Annotated in this window: 14 protein-coding genes; 10 read left to right on the top strand and 4 right to left on the bottom strand. The window is 63.5% G+C overall.

Annotated elements, in window-relative coordinates:
* The first annotated feature begins 10 nt into the window (after positions 1 to 10).
* The 3 genes from VEC01_RS02065 to VEC01_RS02055 are packed head-to-tail and all read left to right on the top strand — an operon-like array spanning position 11 to position 7,131.
* The gene (locus tag VEC01_RS02065) at positions 11 to 5,734 is read left to right on the top strand and encodes a filamentous hemagglutinin N-terminal domain-containing protein (protein ID WP_324898257.1); all 5,724 of its coding nucleotides are present in this window, start codon (positions 11 to 13) and stop codon (positions 5,732 to 5,734) included.
* The gene (locus tag VEC01_RS02060) at positions 5,703 to 6,563 is read left to right on the top strand and encodes a FecR family protein (protein ID WP_324898255.1); all 861 of its coding nucleotides are present in this window, start codon (positions 5,703 to 5,705) and stop codon (positions 6,561 to 6,563) included. Before VEC01_RS02065 ends, VEC01_RS02060 begins: the two co-directional genes overlap by 32 nt.
* Positions 6,564 to 6,591: 28 nt before the next feature.
* Positions 6,592 to 7,131 carry a cyclic nucleotide-binding domain-containing protein gene (locus VEC01_RS02055; RefSeq protein ID WP_324898253.1) on the top strand — a complete coding sequence of 180 codons (540 nt, stop codon included), beginning with the start codon at positions 6,592 to 6,594 and terminating at the stop codon, positions 7,129 to 7,131.
* Positions 7,132 to 7,287: 156 nt separating this feature from the next.
* On the opposite strand, the gene VEC01_RS02050 is transcribed toward VEC01_RS02055, so the two are convergent.
* Complete coding sequence (locus VEC01_RS02050) at positions 7,288 to 9,651, bottom strand: ATPase, T2SS/T4P/T4SS family (RefSeq protein WP_324898251.1); 2,364 nt, start codon at positions 9,649 to 9,651, stop codon at positions 7,288 to 7,290.
* A 422-nt stretch (positions 9,652 to 10,073) separates the two neighbouring features.
* Here VEC01_RS02050 and VEC01_RS02045 point away from each other — a divergent pair, with 422 nt between their 5' ends.
* The 5 genes from VEC01_RS02045 (at position 10,074) to VEC01_RS02025 (ending at position 16,703) form a co-directional block, all read left to right on the top strand.
* Positions 10,074 to 10,841: a 3',5'-cyclic-nucleotide phosphodiesterase gene (locus VEC01_RS02045; protein ID WP_324898249.1), complete on the top strand. Its 768-nt coding sequence runs from the start codon at positions 10,074 to 10,076 to the stop codon at positions 10,839 to 10,841.
* Between the two features lie 85 nt (positions 10,842 to 10,926).
* Positions 10,927 to 12,555, top strand: a complete 1,629-nt coding sequence (locus VEC01_RS02040; RefSeq protein ID WP_324898247.1) for a GAF and HD-GYP domain-containing protein — start codon at positions 10,927 to 10,929, stop codon at positions 12,553 to 12,555.
* Between the two features lie 27 nt (positions 12,556 to 12,582).
* Positions 12,583 to 14,853, top strand: a complete 2,271-nt coding sequence (locus tag VEC01_RS02035) for an adenylate/guanylate cyclase domain-containing protein (RefSeq protein WP_324898293.1) — start codon at positions 12,583 to 12,585, stop codon at positions 14,851 to 14,853.
* Between the two features lie 375 nt (positions 14,854 to 15,228).
* On the top strand, positions 15,229 to 16,182 hold the full coding sequence (gcvA, locus tag VEC01_RS02030; RefSeq protein WP_324898245.1) for a transcriptional regulator GcvA: 954 nt from the start codon (positions 15,229 to 15,231) through the stop codon (positions 16,180 to 16,182).
* Between the two features lie 11 nt (positions 16,183 to 16,193).
* Positions 16,194 to 16,703: a CinA family protein gene (locus VEC01_RS02025; protein WP_324898243.1), complete on the top strand. Its 510-nt coding sequence runs from the start codon at positions 16,194 to 16,196 to the stop codon at positions 16,701 to 16,703.
* Between the two features lie 31 nt (positions 16,704 to 16,734).
* Here the strand turns inward: VEC01_RS02025 and VEC01_RS02020 are convergent, their stop codons facing one another.
* Positions 16,735 to 17,649 (bottom strand): YihY/virulence factor BrkB family protein, encoded by a 915-nt coding sequence (locus tag VEC01_RS02020; RefSeq protein ID WP_324898241.1) that lies wholly within the window; start codon positions 17,647 to 17,649, stop codon positions 16,735 to 16,737.
* 186 nt (positions 17,650 to 17,835) lie between these two features.
* Here VEC01_RS02020 and VEC01_RS02015 point away from each other — a divergent pair, with 186 nt between their 5' ends.
* Both VEC01_RS02015 and VEC01_RS02010 read left to right on the top strand, forming a co-directional pair.
* Complete coding sequence (locus VEC01_RS02015; protein WP_324898240.1) at positions 17,836 to 18,318, top strand: glycine zipper 2TM domain-containing protein; 483 nt, start codon at positions 17,836 to 17,838, stop codon at positions 18,316 to 18,318.
* A 130-nt stretch (positions 18,319 to 18,448) separates the two neighbouring features.
* Positions 18,449 to 18,724, top strand: a complete 276-nt coding sequence (locus tag VEC01_RS02010) for an HU family DNA-binding protein (RefSeq protein WP_324898238.1) — start codon at positions 18,449 to 18,451, stop codon at positions 18,722 to 18,724.
* A gap of 84 nt (positions 18,725 to 18,808) precedes the next feature.
* Here VEC01_RS02010 and phnE read toward each other — a convergent pair whose 3' ends face one another.
* Positions 18,809 to 19,612: a phosphonate ABC transporter, permease protein PhnE gene (gene phnE / locus VEC01_RS02005; RefSeq protein WP_324898235.1), complete on the bottom strand. Its 804-nt coding sequence runs from the start codon at positions 19,610 to 19,612 to the stop codon at positions 18,809 to 18,811.
* The gene (locus VEC01_RS02000) at positions 19,609 to 20,445 is read right to left on the bottom strand and encodes an ABC transporter permease (protein ID WP_324898234.1); all 837 of its coding nucleotides are present in this window, start codon (positions 20,443 to 20,445) and stop codon (positions 19,609 to 19,611) included. Before VEC01_RS02000 ends, phnE begins: the two co-directional genes overlap by 4 nt.

Below are 20,445 nucleotides of genomic sequence, written 5' to 3'. Positions count from 1 at the left end.
GGAGCGGGAAATGAGCAAGAACATCGGGGCCGCCGCGCGCGGCCAGGGGAAGTTGCAACGACGGCTGCTGACGGCGCTGGTCGCGGGCTGTTTCGGCAGCGCGGCGGCCAACCCGGTCGGGCCGCAGGTGATCAACGGCCAGGCCAGCTTCAGCACCCAGGGCAATGTGCTGTCGGTAACCAATACCCCGGGCGCGATCATCAACTGGCAAGGCTTCTCGATCAACGCCGGCGAACTGACCCGCTTCATCCAGCAGAACGCCGGCAGCGCGGTCCTGAACCGCGTGACCGGCGGCGATCCGTCCCAGATCCTCGGCGCGCTGCAGTCGAACGGCCGGGTGTTCCTGGTCAACCCGAACGGCATCCTGTTCGGCCAGGGCGCGCAGGTCGACGTCAACGGCCTGGTGGCGTCCACCCTCAACATCGGCAACGACGACTTCATCAAGGGCAAGTGGAACTTCCAGGCGGGCGACAAGGCCGGCAGCCTGAAGAACCAGGGCGCGATCACGACCCCGGCCGGCGGCCAGGTGGTGCTGATTGCGCCGAACGTGGAAAACAGCGGCATCATCACTTCGCCCAGGGGCGACGTGATGCTCGCGGCGGGACGCAGCGTGCAGCTGGTCGACACGATGAACCCCGACCTGCAGGTGGTGATCAGCGCGCCGGAGGATGAAGCGGTCAATCTCGGCAAGGTCATCGCGCAGGGCGGCAAGACCGGAATCTACGGCGCGCTGGTCAAGCAGCGCGGCTTCATCAACGCCGACAGCGCGGTGGTGGGGGAGAACGGGAAGGTGGTGCTGAAGGCGAGCCGGGATACGCTGCTGGAAGCGGGCAGCGTGACGTCGGCGACCGGTGCGGGCAAGGGGGGCGAGTTGCGGGTGCTGGGTGAGCGGGTGGCGCTGACCGGGGATGCGAAGGTGGATGTGAGCGGCCAGCTGGGCGGCGGCACGGTGCTCATCGGCGGCGATTACCAGGGGAAGAGCGCGGAAGTGCCGAATGCAGCCATGTCCCATGTGTCGGCCGCAGCAACGATCAAGGCCGACGCGATTGAAAATGGGGATGGCGGCAAGGTAGTGGTTTGGGCAGATGACACGACGCGCGTCTACGGCAAGATTTCTGTACGTGGCGGCACCGGGTCGGGTAACGGCGGATTCGTGGAAACCTCCGCGCACCACCATCTCGACGTCATTCAGGCTCCCGATGTGTCCGCCCCGATGGGGCAGGGGGGCAACTGGTTGCTCGATCCGGAGAACATCACGATTGCCACGGCCGATAGCAACATCGATCCGGCAGGGCTTCCTGATACGTTCAAGCCGCACAATCCCGGAAGTTCGACCGTAAATGCCACGGCGATCAAAACCGCAATTGACGGCGGGGCCACGGTGACGATCGACACGAGCATTGCCGGCGGAACAGGCGACGGAAATATCGTGATTGATAGTTCCGCTGCAACCGCTCTCGGCGGCCTCAATGCGCTTAGCGGCGCGAAGCTGATCCTCAATGCACACAACGACATCACGATCAAGTCGAACATTATCAATACTGGTGATGCGCTCGCGATGGTGTTCAAGGCGAACGCCTATGGTACAGCCAGCACGGGGAAAGTATCCCTTGATCCGGGGGTGCAGCTCCAGCCGAAAAACGGACCGGTCACGATCTCGAGCAAGGGAGATATCACGCTCGCGACAGGTGCAATCATCGGAAACAAAACAGTCGACTACGACGATTTCATCCTGACGTCCACCGCTGGAGGCATTAGCCTGAACGGTGCGGCGATTCTCACGAACGGCGATGTCACGCTGAAGGCTGGAGGCACCTCTGGAATTTCAACCAGCGGTACCGGTGCCGGTGCCGGCGGCCTTTTCGTGCAGGGAGCCAATGTTGCGTTGGATTCCGCTGGATTGATCAAGATCGATAAATTCGACGGCACCGTCGTTGCACGCAGCACCGGCACCGGCAGTTCGATCACTCTCACCGACGCCGGCGGGCTAGTCGTCGGCAGTTCGTCCATTTCTTCTGTTCCCGCCGGAATCATCGCAGACGGCGACATCACCCTGAACGCGTCCGGTAGGCTGAGAGTGAACGGTCCCGTCAGTGCCGGGCCGGGCAATATCGTGATGAATACCACCACGTTGTATGGCGTGATTGCGGACGCGGACATTTCTGGAAGGAATGTGCATCTGAATGGAGGAGACGAAGGCGTAGTCGGTTCCGGAACCATTACCGCCAGCAACCTTTACCTGCAGTCAACCGGCGGCACCGGGCCGATCGGTGACTTGAACTCGCCACTGTATACTTCGTCACCCGGCGGTACCGGCAACACCAATATCAGCATCGGTGGCAGCAGCACCGGCCCATCCGCCGTCTATATCGAGCACACGGGGGACGCCACGCTGACGCAGGCCATCCTGAAGGCGGCTACGCCAGTGCCGCTCGTGATCGCGGCTTCCGGAAACCTGACCACCTCGGCGGCCATTGTGACCGGCGGAGGAAGCATCGACCTCGCCTCTTCGCACGGGAAGATCCAGATCGAAGGCGGCTTGAACAGTTCAGCCGCCGCGCCGGGCGACATCTATGTGGAAGCGGATAGTGACATCTACATCAAGGGTGATGTGGCTGCCAACGGCTCGCCGAACGGCGGCTCAGTGTCTCTGATTTCCAATAATGGAAGCATCGCCTTTGTAAGCCCGAATGGTGCCGTCTCCGCGACCGGCGCCAATGGAATGGTGAGTATCGACGCTTCGTATGGAAGCATCACGTCCGATAGCAGCGCGAGCACGGCGATCACTGCGTCGCAGGTTATCCTCACGGCGGGCAGCGGTATCCATGGTCCGACTTCGAGCAGCCAGCTGGCGATCAACGCATCGAAGCTGGACATCACGAATTATGATGATGGTGCCGTCAGGATCAAGAACACCGGATCCGGACTGATCCTGGCAGACCTGGACGAGGCCGCGGAAACCTATGCTGTCTATCATGGGTCGACGGGAGACGTTCAGATCACCGATGGTACGAGCTTGACGGTCGGCGACAAGATCAGTGCGCCCGTCGCCACGCTGATTCTCGACAGTCCCGCGATTACCATCCAGAACGACGTGTCCGCCCACGGAATCCAGTTCTACACCGATAGCTTGCCGGCATTCGCGACGGGCATCGTCGAATCGACGGGAATGCCTACGCCGACATCCTTCGGGGGCGTCTTTTTCTCGCCGAAAACGAGCGGGAAATCGATTAAGATCGGCGCGGGAGCCGGCCCGGCCACCTCGCTATTGATTGACCCGGCGAAGCTGAAAACGAGTTCGGATACTCCCGCGGCAGGCGACATCGTTTCCGATGCATTCAGCTTCCGGGTCGACTCAAATGCCGAGATCAATGTCAACGCTGCAATGAGTCTGCCGGATGCCACGGTTTATACGCAAGGCGGCACCATCAATGTGAATGCCGCGGTGAACGCCGAATCGGTCGCTTACATCGCGAACTCGTTTTCGGCGGGAGCCGTGACGACGGCGAACACCAGCTACGGTAGTATCAATATCGGGCCGTACGACACTGCCAGGAAGATGCTGATCGCTCCCGGCGCGACGGACCCGAGCAACGGTAGCGATCTCTGGATTAACAGCGCTTACCTCTCCAGCAAATTCATCGGCAACACCCTCTCGTTCGGCACCTACGGTTCGGGCGGGGCTGGGGCGGCCAACACCGACATTACCATCTCGGCTTCTATCTCCGGCAGTGCGACAACGTTCAAGAACCTCGAATTCCTCAGCAAGGGGACGGTGAAGCAAAGCACGGCAAGCGATGTCATTACCTTGCCTTCGATACACGATGCGACTCCCTGCAGCGGCTGCGGCGCGCTGCGCCTCAAGGGCGGTTCCACTTCAGGCGGCGTATTCGAGCTGAATGTGGCGGACAATTCGGTCGACTATATTTCGGCATACGGGAATACGATCAAGTTCAAGAATGCCAAGTCTCTCGGGGCCCATATTATTGAGGCCACGGGAGGGGTGATCGACATCGCAGTTGCAGGCGGTTTCAGCAGCTACTACGACATTTACTCTGCCGGGGGCGCCATCAACATTCAGGCTGACGGCGATTTCATCAGCTATGACGCGATCAACTCCAAAGGCGGAGATGTCACGATCAAGACTACCGGCGGGTCTCACGACATTTTTATTGATAAGCCCGGCATAGACGCCTGTCACTCTGTGACTTCGTGCAGTTCGACAGTCAAGCTGGATGCAACCGGTTCCATCAATATACCGCTGGTAAGGGCCGGCCTCGCAGTCGACCTCAAAGCGGGAGGAAACGTCGTCGATGGGGACAGCAGCCTGAATAACATCGAAAAAGGCGATTCCAGCAGACAGGTCACGTTGACCTACAACGTGACCGGAAACATCGATCTCGACGCCCACGGCGCAAAACCGGGAACCGGATCCACCGCGGGCTCGAACAGTATCCGGTGGTCGGCACCTACCAGCAGCGGGGGAGGCGGCGGCGGCGGCACCGTCACACCAACGCTCGACCAATGCGTCGCCAACCCGTCGACGAGCGGCTGCTCGTCGGTGCTCCCGTCCCTCAACAGCTGCGTGGCCAACCCGGCACAGGCAGGCTGCAGCGCGGTACTGCCGTCGGTCGATGCGTGTGTCAGCAATCCGGCGCAAACCGGCTGTTCTTCGGTACTGCCAACGCTTGACAGCTGCGTCGCCAACCCGGCTCAATCCGGCTGCAGCGTGGTATTGCCCAAGCTGGAAACCTGCGTGAGCAACCCGGCTCAGTCCGGCTGCAGCAGCGTTTTACCCAAGCTGGAATCCTGCGTAAGCAACCCGACGCAGACCGGCTGCAGCGTGGTGCTGCCCATGCTCGACAGCTGCGTAAGCAACCCGACGCAGACCGGCTGCAGCGTAGTCCTTCCCAAGCTCGACACCTGCGTCAGCAACCCGGCGCAGGCAGGCTGCACCGCTGTGCTGCCCAAGCTCGACAGCTGCATGACCAACCCGGCGCAAACCGGCTGCAGCGCAGTACTGCCCAAGCTTGACGCCTGCGTGACCAATCCGGCACAAATTGGCTGCAGCGTCGTGCTGCCCAAGCTCGACAGCTGCGTGAGCAACCCGGCGCAAGCCGGCTGCAGCGCGGTACTGCCGAAGATCGACGCCTGCGTCGTCAACCCGGCGCAGACCGGTTGCAGCGTGGTGCTGCCGAAGTTCGACAGCTGCGTCGCCAATCCGGCCCAGGCCGGCTGCACTGTCGTCCTGCCGACGATGGACACCTGCACCAGCGCGCCGGGCACGGCCGGCTGTACGGCGGTGCTGCCGACGCTGAACCAGTGTTCGTCCAACCCGAACCTGGAAGGCTGCAGCGCGGTGCTGCCCCTCGCCACCCAGTGCACGCTGAACCCGAAGACCGCAGGCTGCGAAACGGTGCTGCCGAGCACCGGGACAGGCACCGGAAACAATCCCGGCAGCGACAGCGGCACCAAGGACACGGTGATCGAAACCGTCTCCGACACCGTCACGACCACCGTCAACACCGTGGTGAAGTCCGCGAACCAGGCCTCGGCGATGAAGCCGGAATCCGGCAGCGGCACTTCATCCGGCGGCGCTGGCGGCAGCGGGCTGCCGCCGGAAAACTCGTCCGACAAGGGCGACGAAAAGAAGGATGAAAAGAAAACCACGTCCGGCACGGACGACAGCGGAGCGAAGAAAAATGAAACAGCCAAGAAGATGTATTGCAACTAAGACGCTGCTGTTCATGGCCTCGCTGCTGCTGTCGGCGGGGGCATGGGCAGCGCAGGCCGTGGGCACGGTGGTGAACCTGAGCGGGCCGCTGCTGGCGAAGAAGGCCGACGGCAGCGCCAAGGTGCTGTCGCTGAAGTCGGCGGTGGAGCAGGGCGACACGCTGATCAGCGAAAAGAGCACCTATGCCCGCATCAAGTTCATCGACAACAGCGAAATCACGCTGAAGCCGGGCACGCAGTTGAAGATCGACGACTTCAGCTTTGAGGAAGACAAGCCGGAAAAGGACAGCGCGGCGTTCAACCTGGTCAAGGGCGGCCTGCGCGCCGTCACCGGCACGCTGGGCAAGCGCAACAAGGAAAAGTTCGGAATGAACACGCCGACGGCAACCATCGGCATTCGCGGCACGACCTTCATCGCGGAGTATGTGGCGCCGGATGACAAGGCGGTCGCATCCTACGGCATGGCGTCACTGGCGGCAATGACGCCGGTGAACGCCGGCAGCTACGCCGATGCACGCAGCGACATGCCGCAGCCGGTGCCGCTGCAGGTGCTGCCGCTGCGCGTCGCGCAGGCCGACGACGGCACGCTGACCGGCCTGCGGGTGCACGTGATCGACGGCATGGTCAACCTGAGCAACGGCGGCGGCTCGCAGGACATCGGCGCCGGACAGTTCGGCCATGCGCAAAGCTTCAGCCTGCCGCCGGTGACGCTGCCGGCCGACCCGGGTATCCAGTTCACGCCGCCGCCGCAGTTCCAGGCATCCACCGGACCGCACGGCAGCGGCGGCACGGCGCAGAATTCCGAAGCGGTCGACTGCGAGGTCAGGTAGAACCGCGCCCAACGAAGGGGAGAGCAACATGACACCCAGCCGCGTGGCAGACAGTTTCAAACTGGTGGGGGCGGGCGCCGCATTCAAGGACGAGATCTGTGAAATGATTGCCGATTCCCGGCTGTTCATGGATCTCGACTGGAAGGATGTCGAAGGGCTGGCGAACTACATGCAGTGCTACCAGGTCGACGCCGGCGCCATCATCTTCAAGGAAGGCGAGCCCGGCAGCTACATGTGCCTGCTGGTCAAGGGCGAGGTTGAGATCTTCAAGTACGACCAGGACGGCAAGCCGCACCGCATCGTGCAGATCACCCGCGGCAAGACCGTGGGGGAAATGTCGATCGTCGACGGCGAGCCGCGCTCGGCCACCTGCATCGCTTCCGAGCAAAGCGTGTTGCTGCTGCTGACCAGGGACAGCTACAACCGCATCATCCATGACCGGCCCGCGCTGGCCGTGCAGATCCTGACTCGGCTCTCAAAGCTGATGAGCCAGCGGCTGCGCGGCGCCAGCGGGCAGTTGGTGGAATACCTCGGGCCGGAGCGGCGTAACGTTCCGGTCATTACCTGACCGGCGCGCAAGCAAGTGCTTAGGGTGGGGGCGCCGGGGTAGAGCGTAGCAAAACCCACCGAAAGCCGTACACGTGGGTGCATGGCGGGTTTCGCTGCGCTCTACCTCGGCGGCCCCACCCACGCTACGGTTCTCCGTGCATGCGGCACACTCCGTCTACTTGATACAAACCGCCCGCACCTGCTTGATATCGGTAATGCCCGACAGCACCTTTTCGATGCCATCCATTTTCAGCGTCAGCATCCCGTCCTCCAGCGCCGCCGCAAGCATCACCGCCACCCGGCTGTGCTCCTGGATCAGGCGCTTCAAGCGGTCGGTGCCGATCATCAGCTCGTGCAGGCCGACGCGGCCCTTGTAGCCGCCGTTGCACTGGTCGCAGCCGACCGCCTTGTACAGCTTGAACTTGCCGCCGGCGTCCGCGTAGTTCTTCCTCCAGCCGTTCAGTACGCCCTGCATGCCGGCATTCTGGTCCTTGAAGGATTCCGTATTCTTCAGTTCCTCGCAGTACTCGGCCAGCAGCAGGCGCAGTTCCTCCGGCGACGGCTCGTAGGCCATCTTGCAGTTCGAGCACAGCCGCTTTGCGAGGCGCTGTGCCAGCACCCCGAGCAGCGCATCGGCGAAGTTGAACGGGTCCATGCCCATGTCGAGCAGGCGGATGATGGATTCCGGCGCGCTGTTGGTATGCAGCGTGGCGAACACCAGGTGGCCGGTGAGCGAGGCTTCGATGCCCATCGACACGGTTTCCTTGTCGCGCATTTCGCCGACCATGATCACGTCCGGGTCGGCGCGCAGGAAGGCGCGCATCGCGGTTGCGAAATCGAGGCCGCTCTTGCGGTTCACCTGCACCTGGCGCAAACCCTTCTGCGTGATTTCGACCGGGTCTTCCGCAGTCCAGATCTTGGTGTCCGGTGTGTTCAGGTGGTGCAGCACCGAGTGCAGCGTCGTGGTCTTGCCCGAGCCGGTCGGACCGCACACGAAGAACAGGCCGTAGGGCTTGCTCACCGTGCTCTTCAGGCGTTCCAGGTTGTGCGGCAGCACGCCCAGCTTGTCGAGCGGGATCGGTTCGCCGGCGGCGAGGATACGCATCACCACGTCCTCGACGCCGCCGGCCGACGGGATCGTCGCCACCCGCAGTTCAATGTCCAGCGGCGCGTACTTCTTGAACTTGATCTTGCCATCCTGCGGCTTGCGGCGCTCGGAGATGTCAAGATCGCACATGATCTTGATGCGCGCAGTCAGCGCGTTGCGGTAGCTGGCCGGGATCTCGATATAGGGTTCCAGCGATCCGTCCTTGCGGAACCGGATCATGGTCTTTTCCTTGCCCGGCCGCGGCTCGATGTGGATATCGGACGCGTTCTGGCGGTAGGCGTCGATGATGATCTTGTTGACCAGCTTGACCAGCTCGTTCTCGGCTGCCGCCGACAGATCGGCTTCCGACAGCTCGGAGCCTTCCTCGTCGCCCGCCTCTTCCATGCCCGACAGCAGGTCGCCCACGGAGGTCAGGTCGGCTTCGGCGCCGAAGAACTGGTCGACGGTCTGCTTGAAGTCGCGCTGCGTCGTGACGCGATAGGCCAGCTTCGCCTTCGGGAACACGTTGTTGATCACGCGCGCGCTGCGCACATGCTCGGGATCGATCGCGAGCACGACGATGCCTTCCGGGCCTTCCTCGATCGGCATCCACTGGCTCTGCTCGACGAATTCGCGCTTGAGGTTCTTCAGCAGGTCGGCCGGCTTCACGCGGTCCGCCCTGAACGGTTCGTACGGCACGCCGAAATGCTTGGACAATGCCTGGCCGATCGAGGCCGGCTTGACCTGGAACTCGCTGACCAGGATTTCCTCGATGTCGTCGCTCTTGCGGCGTGCGGAGCGCGTGGCCAGTTCCAGTTCCGCCGCCGACAGCACCGCTTCCTCGACCAGGACGCTGTATTTGGAGCGGATCAGCGGCGCCGGCTTCAGGCGCTGGGTGTACGCGATCGCCAGCGTCTTGCACAGTTCCTTGATGCCCTCCTCGGCGACGACGGAAAACGCCTCGCCGCTGCGGTTGTTGATCAGCTGCACCGCGCCCAGCAGTTCGTTCCTGGTTTCGTCGATCAGCGGCGCCACCAGCATCTGCTTGGTGCGGTAGCCGGTGGCCTGGTCGACGCCGCGCTGGAAGTTCAGCTCGGGCGAATGCGACTTCAGTTCCATTGCGTCGTACACGTCGCGGATATTGATCACGCGGCGCGCCAGCGCGGCATAGCCGGCGATGCTTTGCGAGGAGATCGGCAGCTTGAAATCCTTGAAGGAATTCAGGCCGGTCTTGATCTTCGAGACGATGCAGGTCTTGTCGTCGGAGAGGACATACAGCGTCAGCCGGTCGGCCCCGAACAGGTCGCAGATGTCCTGCGACAGGTCGAGCATGATCTCGTCAAGGTTGCTGGTGGCGTGGATCTTGTTGGTGACGGCCTGCAGTTTCTTGAAGAATGCCAGGCGGATATTGGTGTCGTCCAGGGACTTGGGAGTGCCGAGTACCGCGCTCATTGGATGTGGTCCCTCATGCTTGTTTCATAAATATCAACGCCGCGAGTGACAGGGAGCCGGTTCGTCGGCCGGGAGGAGCGGCGGGCTGCGAACGCGTCATTCCCGGCGGACGGCGCCGGGACCGGTGCGCATGGGATCATGGTGTTGTGGTCTCGTGTATGATTCCGCCTTTCGGCGAGCTTCCCAATGATAATGGATCGCGTTGCGAAAATGTATCACGGAAGCAAGCTTAAGCATGTCCATCCTCTTTGCCTCGACGAAAAAGCCGCAAGCTTGCGGATTCCGTCTACAATCATTCAAAAAAGCAAAGGGAGGGGCGTCATGAGGTCGCATTCCGCGGTATGCGCGACCCCGGCCATGCTGCCGGGCTCGCATGATGCGCAGCACACAACAATTTGCCTGGGTCCGCCCGGCGTCGCAACATGAAATTGCAGGTACTTGGATGTGCAGGGGGCATCGGAGGCCGTGAACGGCTCACCACCAGCCTGCTGGTAGATGACGATATCCTGCTGGATGCGGGCACCGGCCTTGCCAGCCTCGATATCGAACAGCTCATACGCATCGAGCATGTGTTCATCACGCATTGCCATCTCGACCACGTGACCGGGCTGGCGCTGCTGGTGGACGCGGTGCAGGGCAAGAAATCCGGACCTGTGACGGTGCATGCGACGGAAACCGTGATCGCGTCCCTGAAAAAGCACCTGTTCAACTGGGTCCTTTGGCCCGATTTCGCCGCAATCCCCAATTCCGAACATCCTTCCCTGGTCTGGCACGCGATCGCGCCCGGCGCAGCCGTCACGCTCGGCGCGCGCTCGGTGAAACCGCATGCGGTCAACCATACCGCGGGCTCGGTCGCCTACATGGTCGACAACGCACGCGCAGGCTTCCTGTTCTCGGGCGACATGTCCTCGACGCCGGAACTATGGAGCGCGCTGCGCGAGGAGCGGAAACTGACCAAGGTCATCGTCGATTGCTCCTTCCCCAACGCGGACATGGAGCTTGCCGCGAAATCCATGCATTTCTGCCCGCGCGCGCTGATCAACGATATCCATGCCGTCGCGCATTCGATCGAATTCCTGATCTATCACCTGAAGCCCGGCCAGGAAGACCGGATCATGCGCGAGCTGGGCGAAGAAGGCGGCGGACGCGCGTTCCGCGCGCTCAAGTGCGGCGACATATTCAATTTCTGATGACCGAAGTTTGACCAGGGCGGGCGGGAACGGCGCGCACTCCAGGCGCGCGCCCGCAGCGGAGGCCGGCTGTGCCGGAAAAAGTATGAGTGATCCCAGTTACACCGACATTGCGCAACGGCTGGAACGGCTGACCGAACTGAGTGTCGAGCTCAGCACCAACCATGACATCCCGCTGCTGCTCGAAAAGATCCTGAAGGCGGCCAAGGGCATCACCCATGCCGATGGCGGCACGCTGTATCGCGCCAGCGACGACAAGCAGCGCCTTTGCTTCAACATTTCGATCAACGACACCCTCGGCATGTACCAGGGCGGCGCCAGCGGACACACGATCGACATTCCCGACATCCCGCTCGTCAACGTCGACGGCAGCAAGAACCTGTCCGCGGTGGCCGCATATGCGGCCAACACCGGCACCTCCGTCAACATCCAGGACGTGTACAAGGTGGACCTGTTCAACTTCTCCGGCATGCGCCGGTTCGACGAACGGTACAACTACCATTCGCAGTCCTTCCTCACGGTGCCGATGACGGACCATGAGGGCGAGGTGATCGGCGTGCTGCAGCTGATCAATGCCAAGGACCCGGCCACCGGCCACACCCGCGCCTTTTCCGACACCGACCAGCGTTTCATCGAAGCGCTGGCGTCCCAGGCCGCGATCGCGATCACCAACCAGCAGCTGATCCTGCTGCTGGAAAACCTGTTCGAATCCTTCGTCAAGCTGATCAACATCGGCATCGACGAAAAATCGCCGCATACCGGCCGCCACTGCGAACATGTACCGGAACTGACGATGATGCTGGCCGACGCGGTGCACGACGCCGACAGCGGGCCGCTGGCCAGCTTCCGGATGACCCCCGGCGACCGCAAGCAGCTTTGGATCGCCGGCCTGCTGCACGACTGCGGCAAGATCACCACACCGGTGCACGTGGTCGAGAAGGCGACCAAGCTGGAGGCGCTGTTCGACCGCATCCATCTGGTCGATGCCCGCTTCGAAGTGCTCAAGCGCGACGCCGAAATCCGCGCGCTGAAGGCCAAGCTGGCCGCCGGCAACGATACGAAGCGGCATGAGGAAATCAACCGCGGCTTGTCGGCGGAACTCGCGCGGCTGGATGACGACCGTGAATTCCTGCGCTTTGCCAACATCGGCTCCGAAGCGATGTCCCCCGAAGCGCAGGCGCGCGTGACCGAGATCGCCCGTTACCGCTGGACCGGACCGGACGGCTTCGAGCGCGACCTGCTGAGCGAGGATGAAATCGCGAACCTGACGATCCGCGCCGGCACGCTGAATGCGCAGGAGCGCGAGATCATCAACAACCACATCGCGGTCACCATCCGCATGCTGGAGTCGCTGCCATGGCCTAAGCACCTGCAGGCGGTGCCGGAGTACGCCGGCGGCCATCATGAGCGGATGGACGGCAAGGGTTATCCGCGGGGCCTGCGCGGCGACCAGATGTCGGTGCAGGCGCGCATGATGGCAATCGCCGACATCTTCGAAGCGCTTACTGCGAAGGACCGCCCTTACAAGAAGGGCAAGACGCTGAGCGAGTCGCTCGAAATCCTCGGCGGCTTTTGCGAGCGCAGTCACATCGATCCCGACCTGTTCGACATCTTCGTGCGCAAGAAGGTTTACCTGCAATATGCGGAGCGCTTCATGGATCCGTCGCAGATCGACGAGGTCGACGAGAGCAGGATACCCGGCTATGTGCCCTGACCCGCGCCGTCCCTTGCGCCGGGAGTGATCGTGCGCCGCCTCCTTTCCCGTTTCGGTTTCCGCTGGGCCATCGCGCTGCTGCTCACGCTTGCGGCGGTGCTGCAGATCCTGCAGTACCTGCCGGCCACCCTGGTTGACCGGATGGACGTCTTCCTGTACGACGCGCGCATGCGCGTGCAGCGCGGCGATCTCGATCCGCGCATCGTCATCGTCGACATCGACGAAAAAAGCCTGGCCGAGGTGGGACGCTGGCCATGGAGCCGGGATGTCGTCGCGCAGTTGATCGAAAAACTCGACGGCCGATACCACGCGCGCGCAATAAGCTTCGACGTGATCTTTTCGGAGAAGGACACCAGTTCCGGCTACGGCACGCTGGAGGCGCTGGCACGCAAGGAATTCAAGGATGTGTCCGGTTTCGGGCGGCGGGTGCGCGAGCTCAGGCCGGTGTTCGACTACGATGCGCGCATGGCCGCGGCGCTCGACGGCCGGCCGACGGTGCTCGGCTATTTCCTGTCCAACGAGCCGACCGCGATTACCAAGGGCTTGCTGCCGGCGCCCGCGTTCACCGTCGCCGATCTCGGCGGCGCGCAGATCGACTCGCTGGCCTACCAGTCCTTTACCGGCAACCTGGAAGAGCTGCAGGGCGCCGCCAAGGCCGGCGGCTTCATGAATCCGACGCCGGACCCGGATGGCAACATCCGGCGCCTGATCCTGCTGGCACAGGTCGGCGACAACTACTACGAATCGCTGGCGCTTGCCACCGCGCGGGTCGGCCTGGGCGCAAGCAGGATCAAGCCTATCCTGTTCAGCGAGAAGGAAACCCGGCTCTCCGGCGACGCCCACCTCGAGTACGGCGCGCTGAAGGCGCTGCGCCTGAACAGCAAGCCGCAGGCCACCTACATCCCGCTCGACCGCAACCTGACCGTGCGGATCAATTACCGCGGACCGGGCGGGCCGCGCGGCGGCCAGTACCGCTACGTGTCGGCGGTGGACGTGCTGAAGGACCGTGCTCCGGTCGACCTGCTCGCGGATACCATCGTGCTGATCGGCACGACGTCCGCGGGACTGAAGGACTTGCGGCCGGCACCGGTGAACATCGATTACCCCGGCGTGGAGATGCACGCCAACATCATCACTTCCATTCTGGACGGCGACTTCAAGCAGGAGCCGGACTTCAGCGTCGGGCTGCAGCTGGTGCAGGCGGTCGTGGTCGGCATCCTGCTCGGCCTGCTGCTGCCGGTGCTGACGCCGCTGCTTTCGATCCTGGTGTCGCTGGGCGCGGCCGCCGGCGTGATCGGGACGAACTACTGGATGTACCAGGAACTGAACTGGGTGGTGCCGGTTGCTGCGTCGCTGCTGCTGGTGATCGCCTTGTTCGTGTTCAACGTGGCTTGGGGCTACCTGTTCGAATACCGCAAGGGCAGGGCGATGGTGAGCCTGTTCGGCGAATACGTCGCCCCCGAGCTGGTGGCAGAGATGGCCGCCAACCCGGAAAACTACAGCATGGAAGGCGAGAGCCGCGACCTCACGGTGCTGTTCTGCGACGTCCGCGGCTTCACCACGATTTCCGAAGGGCTCGATCCGAACGCCTTGCGCGAATACATCAACATCTACCTGACCGCGATGTCGGAAGATATCCGCGGCAACCGCGGCACGCTGGACAAGTACATCGGCGACGCGGTGATGGCATTCTGGGGCGCGCCGGTCGAACTGCCCGATCATGCGGCGCGGGCGGTCGCGACCGCGCTGAAGATGCAGGAAACCGCGCGCGCGCTCAACGAGAATTTCATCGCGCGCGGCTGGCCGCCGCTGAAGATCGGCATCGGCCTCAATACCGGCGAGATGCGGGTCGGCGACATGGGATCGAAGATCCGGCGCGCGTACACGGTGATGGGAGATGCGGTGAACCTCGGTTCGCGCCTGGAAGGCATCACCAAGGTCTACGGCGTCGGCATCGCGGTCGGCGATGCGACCACGCGGGCGGCACCGCAATTCGCATACCGCGAACTGGACCGGGTGCGGGTCAAGGGAAAGAACGAGCCGGTGCCGATTTTCGAGCCGCTCGGCCTGGACGCCGGCATCGATGCCGCGCAGCGGGCCACGCTCGACCAATGGCATGACGCGCTGCGCCTGGTACGCGAACAGCAATGGGAGCGTGCCGGGCAGCTACTTCAGGCCCTGCATGCGGCCCAGCCGGACGACCTGCTTTATACGCTGTATCTCGAGCGGATTGCATACTACCGTGACCATCCTCCGGGCCCGGACTGGGACGGCGTGACCACGTTCGAGACGAAATAGCGGGCACTCGACACGTCACCTCCGGCGGTGCGCTCCCACGGCGGCCGTCATTCCTGTTCCGGTTCCACGCCGGGTGTGACTAGGACGCGCGACACCAGCTCGTGGGGAACGCATTCCCATTGGGGCGCCTGCTGGATGAACTGGCGTCTGTTCGGCTCGAACTTCGTCGGCAAGGTTTCGGTGCCGATGTCATCTCCCGTCGTGAACGGCGGGGGAGCGATTGATGCACCGCAACCGCGCCGCGAATGCGCAGCCGGGCGAAGGGGCGGCACGCTATAGTCGGCGGGTGCGATGCAATGCGGTTGAGGCGATTGTTGCGGCCGCGCCGGCTCTGCACATGAAAAGTGGCGATGTCGTGCGCCTGAGGAATGTCCTGTGCGAAGAAGAATTCCGAGTATCGAAGCCCTGATTGCGTTTGAGTGCGCCGCCCGCCATGAAAGTTTTACGCGCAGCGCAGACGAGCTGTGCCTGACGCAGAGCGCGGTCAGCAGGCAGGTTGCCTGTCTTGAAGAGTATCTTGGCGTCCCGCTGTTCAACCGGGTGAAGAAGCGGCTGAGCCTGACCGACATCGGCCGCATTTATGCGAAGCAGGTACGCGAGCATCTGGAGCGCATCGAGCGCGACACGCTGGCCGCGATGGCGCGCCGCGGCGCCGGCGGCATTCTCGAACTGGCGGTCATCCCGACCTTTGCCACGCGCTGGCTGATTCCGCGCCTGCCGCAATTTTATGCGCAGCACCCGGAGATCACGCTGAACCTGACCACGCGCGCCGAACCCTTCATGTTCAACGACACCATCTTCGATGCGGCCATCCACTTTGGCAGTCCGGCATGGCCGGGGGCGGTCGCGCACCACCTGTTCGGCGAGGAAATGATGCCAGTGTGCAGCCCGCGCCTGATGCAGGGGCGCGCCTCGTTGCGTGCGGCGGAGCTGGCGGCGCTGCCGCTGCTGCACCAGTCGGCGCGCGCGGAAGCGTGGCGGAACTGGTTCGTGCAGGCCGGCGTGCATGACGTGCCAAGCATGAAGGGGCAACGTTACGAGCTTTTTTCGATGCTGGTCGAGGCGGCGCGCGCCGGCCTGGGTGTCGCGCTGATGCCGCGCATCCTGGTGCTCGGCGAACTCGCCAGCGGCCAGCTGGTCATTCCCTGCGACATCGGGCTGCGCAACGAAAAGAGCTATTTCCTGGTCTATCCGGAATACAAGGCGGAATCGCTGCCGCTGAAAGTGTTCCGCCAATGGTTGATGGCGACGGCGCGGCAGTACAGCGAGACCGATCGCCCCGTGCGCCGCGCCGCTTCCGACGAACCGGACTACGTGATATCGCCCTGACGAACAAGCCTATGGAAAATCTGGAACGCATCGCCGATTATTTTGAACGTAACAAGCTGACGCTGGTCACCGCCGAATCCTGCACCGCCGGGCTGGTTGCCGCCATCCTCGGCGACGTACCGGGCTGCGGCGGCTGGCTGGAATGCGCCTACGTCACGTATGCGCCGCAGGCGAAGTGCCGCATCCTTGGTGTCAATCCGGCCACGATCGACAAATACAACCTGACCAGCGAGCCGGTGGCACGCGAAATGGCGGAGGGGGCACTGCGCAACAGCAGTGCCACCGCGGCAGTCGCCAACACCGGTATCGCCGGCCCGTCCGCGCAGGATGGCATTCCTCCCGGGACGATCTGCTTCGCCTGGGCCTTCGAGCACAACGGCACGACGGCAGTGTTTTCCGAAACCCGCCACTTCGATGGCGACCGCAATGCGGTACGCAAGGCGGGCGCGGAATACGCGATCTGGCGCATCGTGCATTACCACGCGCAACTGGAGGATAGGGGCACGGCGAACGCAGGTTAGCGGTGTCACGCCCTGCGCATGCATTGCGCGCTCAACTCGAGTTGTGCGACTGCCCGGCGGCGTCCGGCGCAAGATGCCGCCGGCTGCCGAACCAGAGCGAATATTGCCGCGTGATCTCGGCGCCGAGGAAAAAGATCTGCGCCGAGTAATACACCCAGAGCAGCAGCGCGATGATGGAACTGGCGGCGCCGAAGCTGGTGATGAAGTTGCTGTTGCCGAGATAGACGCCGATGACTTTCTTGCCGATGATGAACAGTCCGGCCGTCACGAAGGCGCCGACCCAGACGTCGCGCCAGGGCAGCCGCACCTGCGGCAGCAGCTTGTAGATTGCGGCAAACAGCGCGGCGATGACGAAAAACGAGATCGCGGACGATACCGGCAGCAGGATATAGGTGGCGTCGGACCAGAAGCCGCCGAGATATTTTTCCACCACCCCAAGCGCCGCATTGATCGTGAGTGAGACCAGCAGCAGGAAGGCCAGCACGAGGATCATCGAAAACGACAGCAGGCGGGTGCGGATGAACGCCAGGATGCCCGATTGGTGCGACCGCGGCACGTCCCAGATGTCGTCGAGGCTGTCCTTCAGTTCGCCGAACACGGTGGTCGCACCGACGGCCAGCAAACCGAGCGCGGCGAGCGTCGCGATCAGGCCGGCCTTCTGATTGCGCGCATTGGCCAGCAGCAACTGGATCGCCTCCGCCCCGGAAGGGCCGACCAGTCCGTTGAGTTCCTGGAAGATGGCGCCGCGCGCCGCATCGTCGCCGAAAATCGCGCCGGCGATGGCCAGCACGATGATGAGCACCGGCGCGAGCGAAAACAAGGTGTAGAACGCGAGCGCTGCCCCCATGCTGGAAGCCCGGTCGCTGAACCATTCATCCACCGCGCCCAGCACCAGGCCGCGCAGGCGCTGCAGGAATGTCGTTGGAGGTGCGTGTCCCTTGTCCATCGCCGGATCCGGAAACCATTCGTCCTGCCGATTATCGCGTGACGAAGCGCCGTGTTTCATGATGAAGGACAATTGCGCCTGTACGCGACATCTTGTATCGATACAACTTGTTTCACTCCTTACCAATCGACACTGGAAGGGGGCCGGGCTTTCGCGTTTAATGATTCCTCCTATTGCGAGGTAAGCATGAAACAAACCCCATCCCTGGCGTCCGGCGTCCTGCTGGGCGCCGCCATCCTGAGCGGATGCGCAAGTCCGGGCTACAGTCCCTATCCGGCTTCCGGTTCCTACCCGGTCCCGGTGCAGACCTATCCGGCCTCCACCCCCGCGTACGGCAGTTACGGCACCGTCGACTCCATCCAGATGCTGCAGCAAGGCGGTGCCGGCAATGGCGGTATCGGCGCCGGCGCGGTCATCGGCGGCGTGGTCGGCGGCATGCTCGGCAACCAGGTCGGGGGCGGCCGGGGAAAGAAGGCGGCCACCGTCGCCGGCGTGATCGGCGGCGCGATGGTCGGCCATGAAATCGAGCGCAACCGGGCGCACAATGCTTACCAGGTCGGCGTGCGCATGGATAACGGCGGCTACCGTACCTTGACGCAAGACAACGTGTCGGATCTGCAGGTTGGTGCCAGGGTACGGGTGGAAAACGACCGGGCGTATCGCTACTGAAGCACACGCCGCCGACAGATTCAATGACAATCCTGCAACCCTGCCGGATTCTGCCGGCTGTGGAAAAATATCTACAGACGATGCCCGGGGCAGATGCTAGAATCTGCTCCTTTTCTCAGGAGGAACATTAATGAACAAGACTGAACTGGTTGATGCAATTGCAGCGGATTGCGACCTGTCCAAGGTTGCCGCTCAGCGTGCCCTCGACTCCGTCATCAACAACATTGTGAAGTCCGTTGCAGAAGGCAAGACCGTGCAGCTCGTCGGCTTCGGCAGCTTTGCCAGCGGCAAGCGCGCGGAACGCACCGGCCGCAACCCGCGTACCGGCGAAGAAATCAAGATCGCTGCTGCCAAGACGGTCAAGTTCACCGCAGGCAAGGCATTCAAGGACGCCGTCAACGGCTGATCCTGCGTCGCGGCCGCAATTGCGCGCGCCGGACACACCGTATCCAGGGCAACGCCGCATTCGCGCGCGTTGCCCTTTTCATTTTCAGCGCATCATCCAGCGCCGCAGCGCAAAGCTCGCCGCATCCACCAGCGCGACCAGCACCAGCATGGCAACGATCACGGTGGCCGCCGCCTGCATCTGGAACAGCGACAGGTGGTACTTCAGCATCTGCCCCAGCCCGCCGGCCCCGACCACGCCCAGGATCGCGGCAGCGCGGATATTGTTTTCCCATCGATACAGGGTGTACGACACCATCTGCGGCAGCGCCTGCGGCAAGGTCGCGTAAAAGAAGGCCGGCAGCGGGCGCGCGCCATTGATGCGCAGCGTGCTTTCGGGCAGCGGCGAGCAGTTTTCCAGCGCATCGGCGAACAGGCGCCCGAGCACGCCGGTGGTATGCGCGGCCAGGGCCAGCGTGCCGGCAAACGGGCCGAGCCCGGCTGCGATCAGCAAAATGGACGCCCATACCAGTTCCGGGATCGAACGCGAGGCGTTGAGCAGCAGCCGCGTCGCGCCGCGCGCGGTGCGCCCGAACCTGCCGCTCGCGGGCAGCGCCAGCACCATGCCCAGGAGGGCGGCGATGACGGTGCCAAGCGCGGACATCGACAGCGTTTCCGCAGTGGCGACCGTCACCTTGTGCAGGAACGGCATGCCCAGCTCCGGCGGCGCGAAGCCGAGCAGGAATTCGCGCGTGGTGCGCAGCGCATCCATCGTGAAAAACGCTTGCCACTGCAACGGCAACGTCGCGAAACTGGCGATCACCAGTGCCGCCATTCCCGCCAGCAGCGCCATGGTCGACAGCCGCACCCGCTGCGCGGGCGGCATGGAGGAGCGCACTTCGCTTGTCATGCGAGTCTCCTGCGGCAGAACTTGCTGACGCCGTCCGCGCACGCGACCAGCAGCACGAACACCAGCAGCATGGTCGACACTTCGCCGCCGGCCAGCATCTTCATCGATTCATCCATCCGCTGGCCGAGGCCGCCCGCGCCGACGAAGCCCATCACGACCGAGCCGCGGATCGCGCATTCCCAGCGGTAAACGGTGTAGGACACCAGCTCCGACGCGGCTTCCGGCAATGCACCATAGAGCAGCGCCGCCAGCCGTCCGCTGCCGTTGCGCAGCAAGGCTTCGGTGGCGTGCGCGTCGGACGACTCGAGAATTTCCGCATAGACCTTGCCGAGCATGCCGCAATAGGTAAGCGCGATCGCGAACACTCCGGCGGTGGGGCCGAGGCCGACGATGCGAACCAGCAGCAGCGCCCATACCAGTTCCGGCACGCTGCGCAGCAGTACCAGCAGCCAGCGCACTGTCTGCCGGATTGCCTGGCCGAAGATCCCGCTGCGCCCGGTCCCCAGGCGCGACAGCGAGAGCCGTTCCGTCACCAGCAGCGTCAGCGGAATCGCGCCCAGCAGCGCGAGCGCCATGCCCGCGGTTGCCATCGCAATCGTTTCCCAGGTCGCCTGCGCCACCAGCAGCAGGAATTCAGGGGAGTGCGCCGGCGGCACGAACGCGGACAGGAAACGTCCGGTCGCCCGCAGGCTCTGCTCGTCCAGCAGCAGCCAGGGCTTGAATTCGCTCCACGCCAGCAAGGGCCAGAGCACGGCGAGGAACAGCACGATGGCGGCCACCCTGCCGTGCCAGGCCGGATCGGGATGAGCGTGGTGCGCGGAAGGCGGCGACAT

It is taken from the genome of Noviherbaspirillum sp. (assembly GCF_035627455.1).
Lineage (GTDB): Bacteria > Pseudomonadota > Gammaproteobacteria > Burkholderiales > Burkholderiaceae_D > Noviherbaspirillum.
Note: the sequence above shows the minus strand (reverse complement) of the source record. Positions and strands in the feature narration are given on the sequence as shown.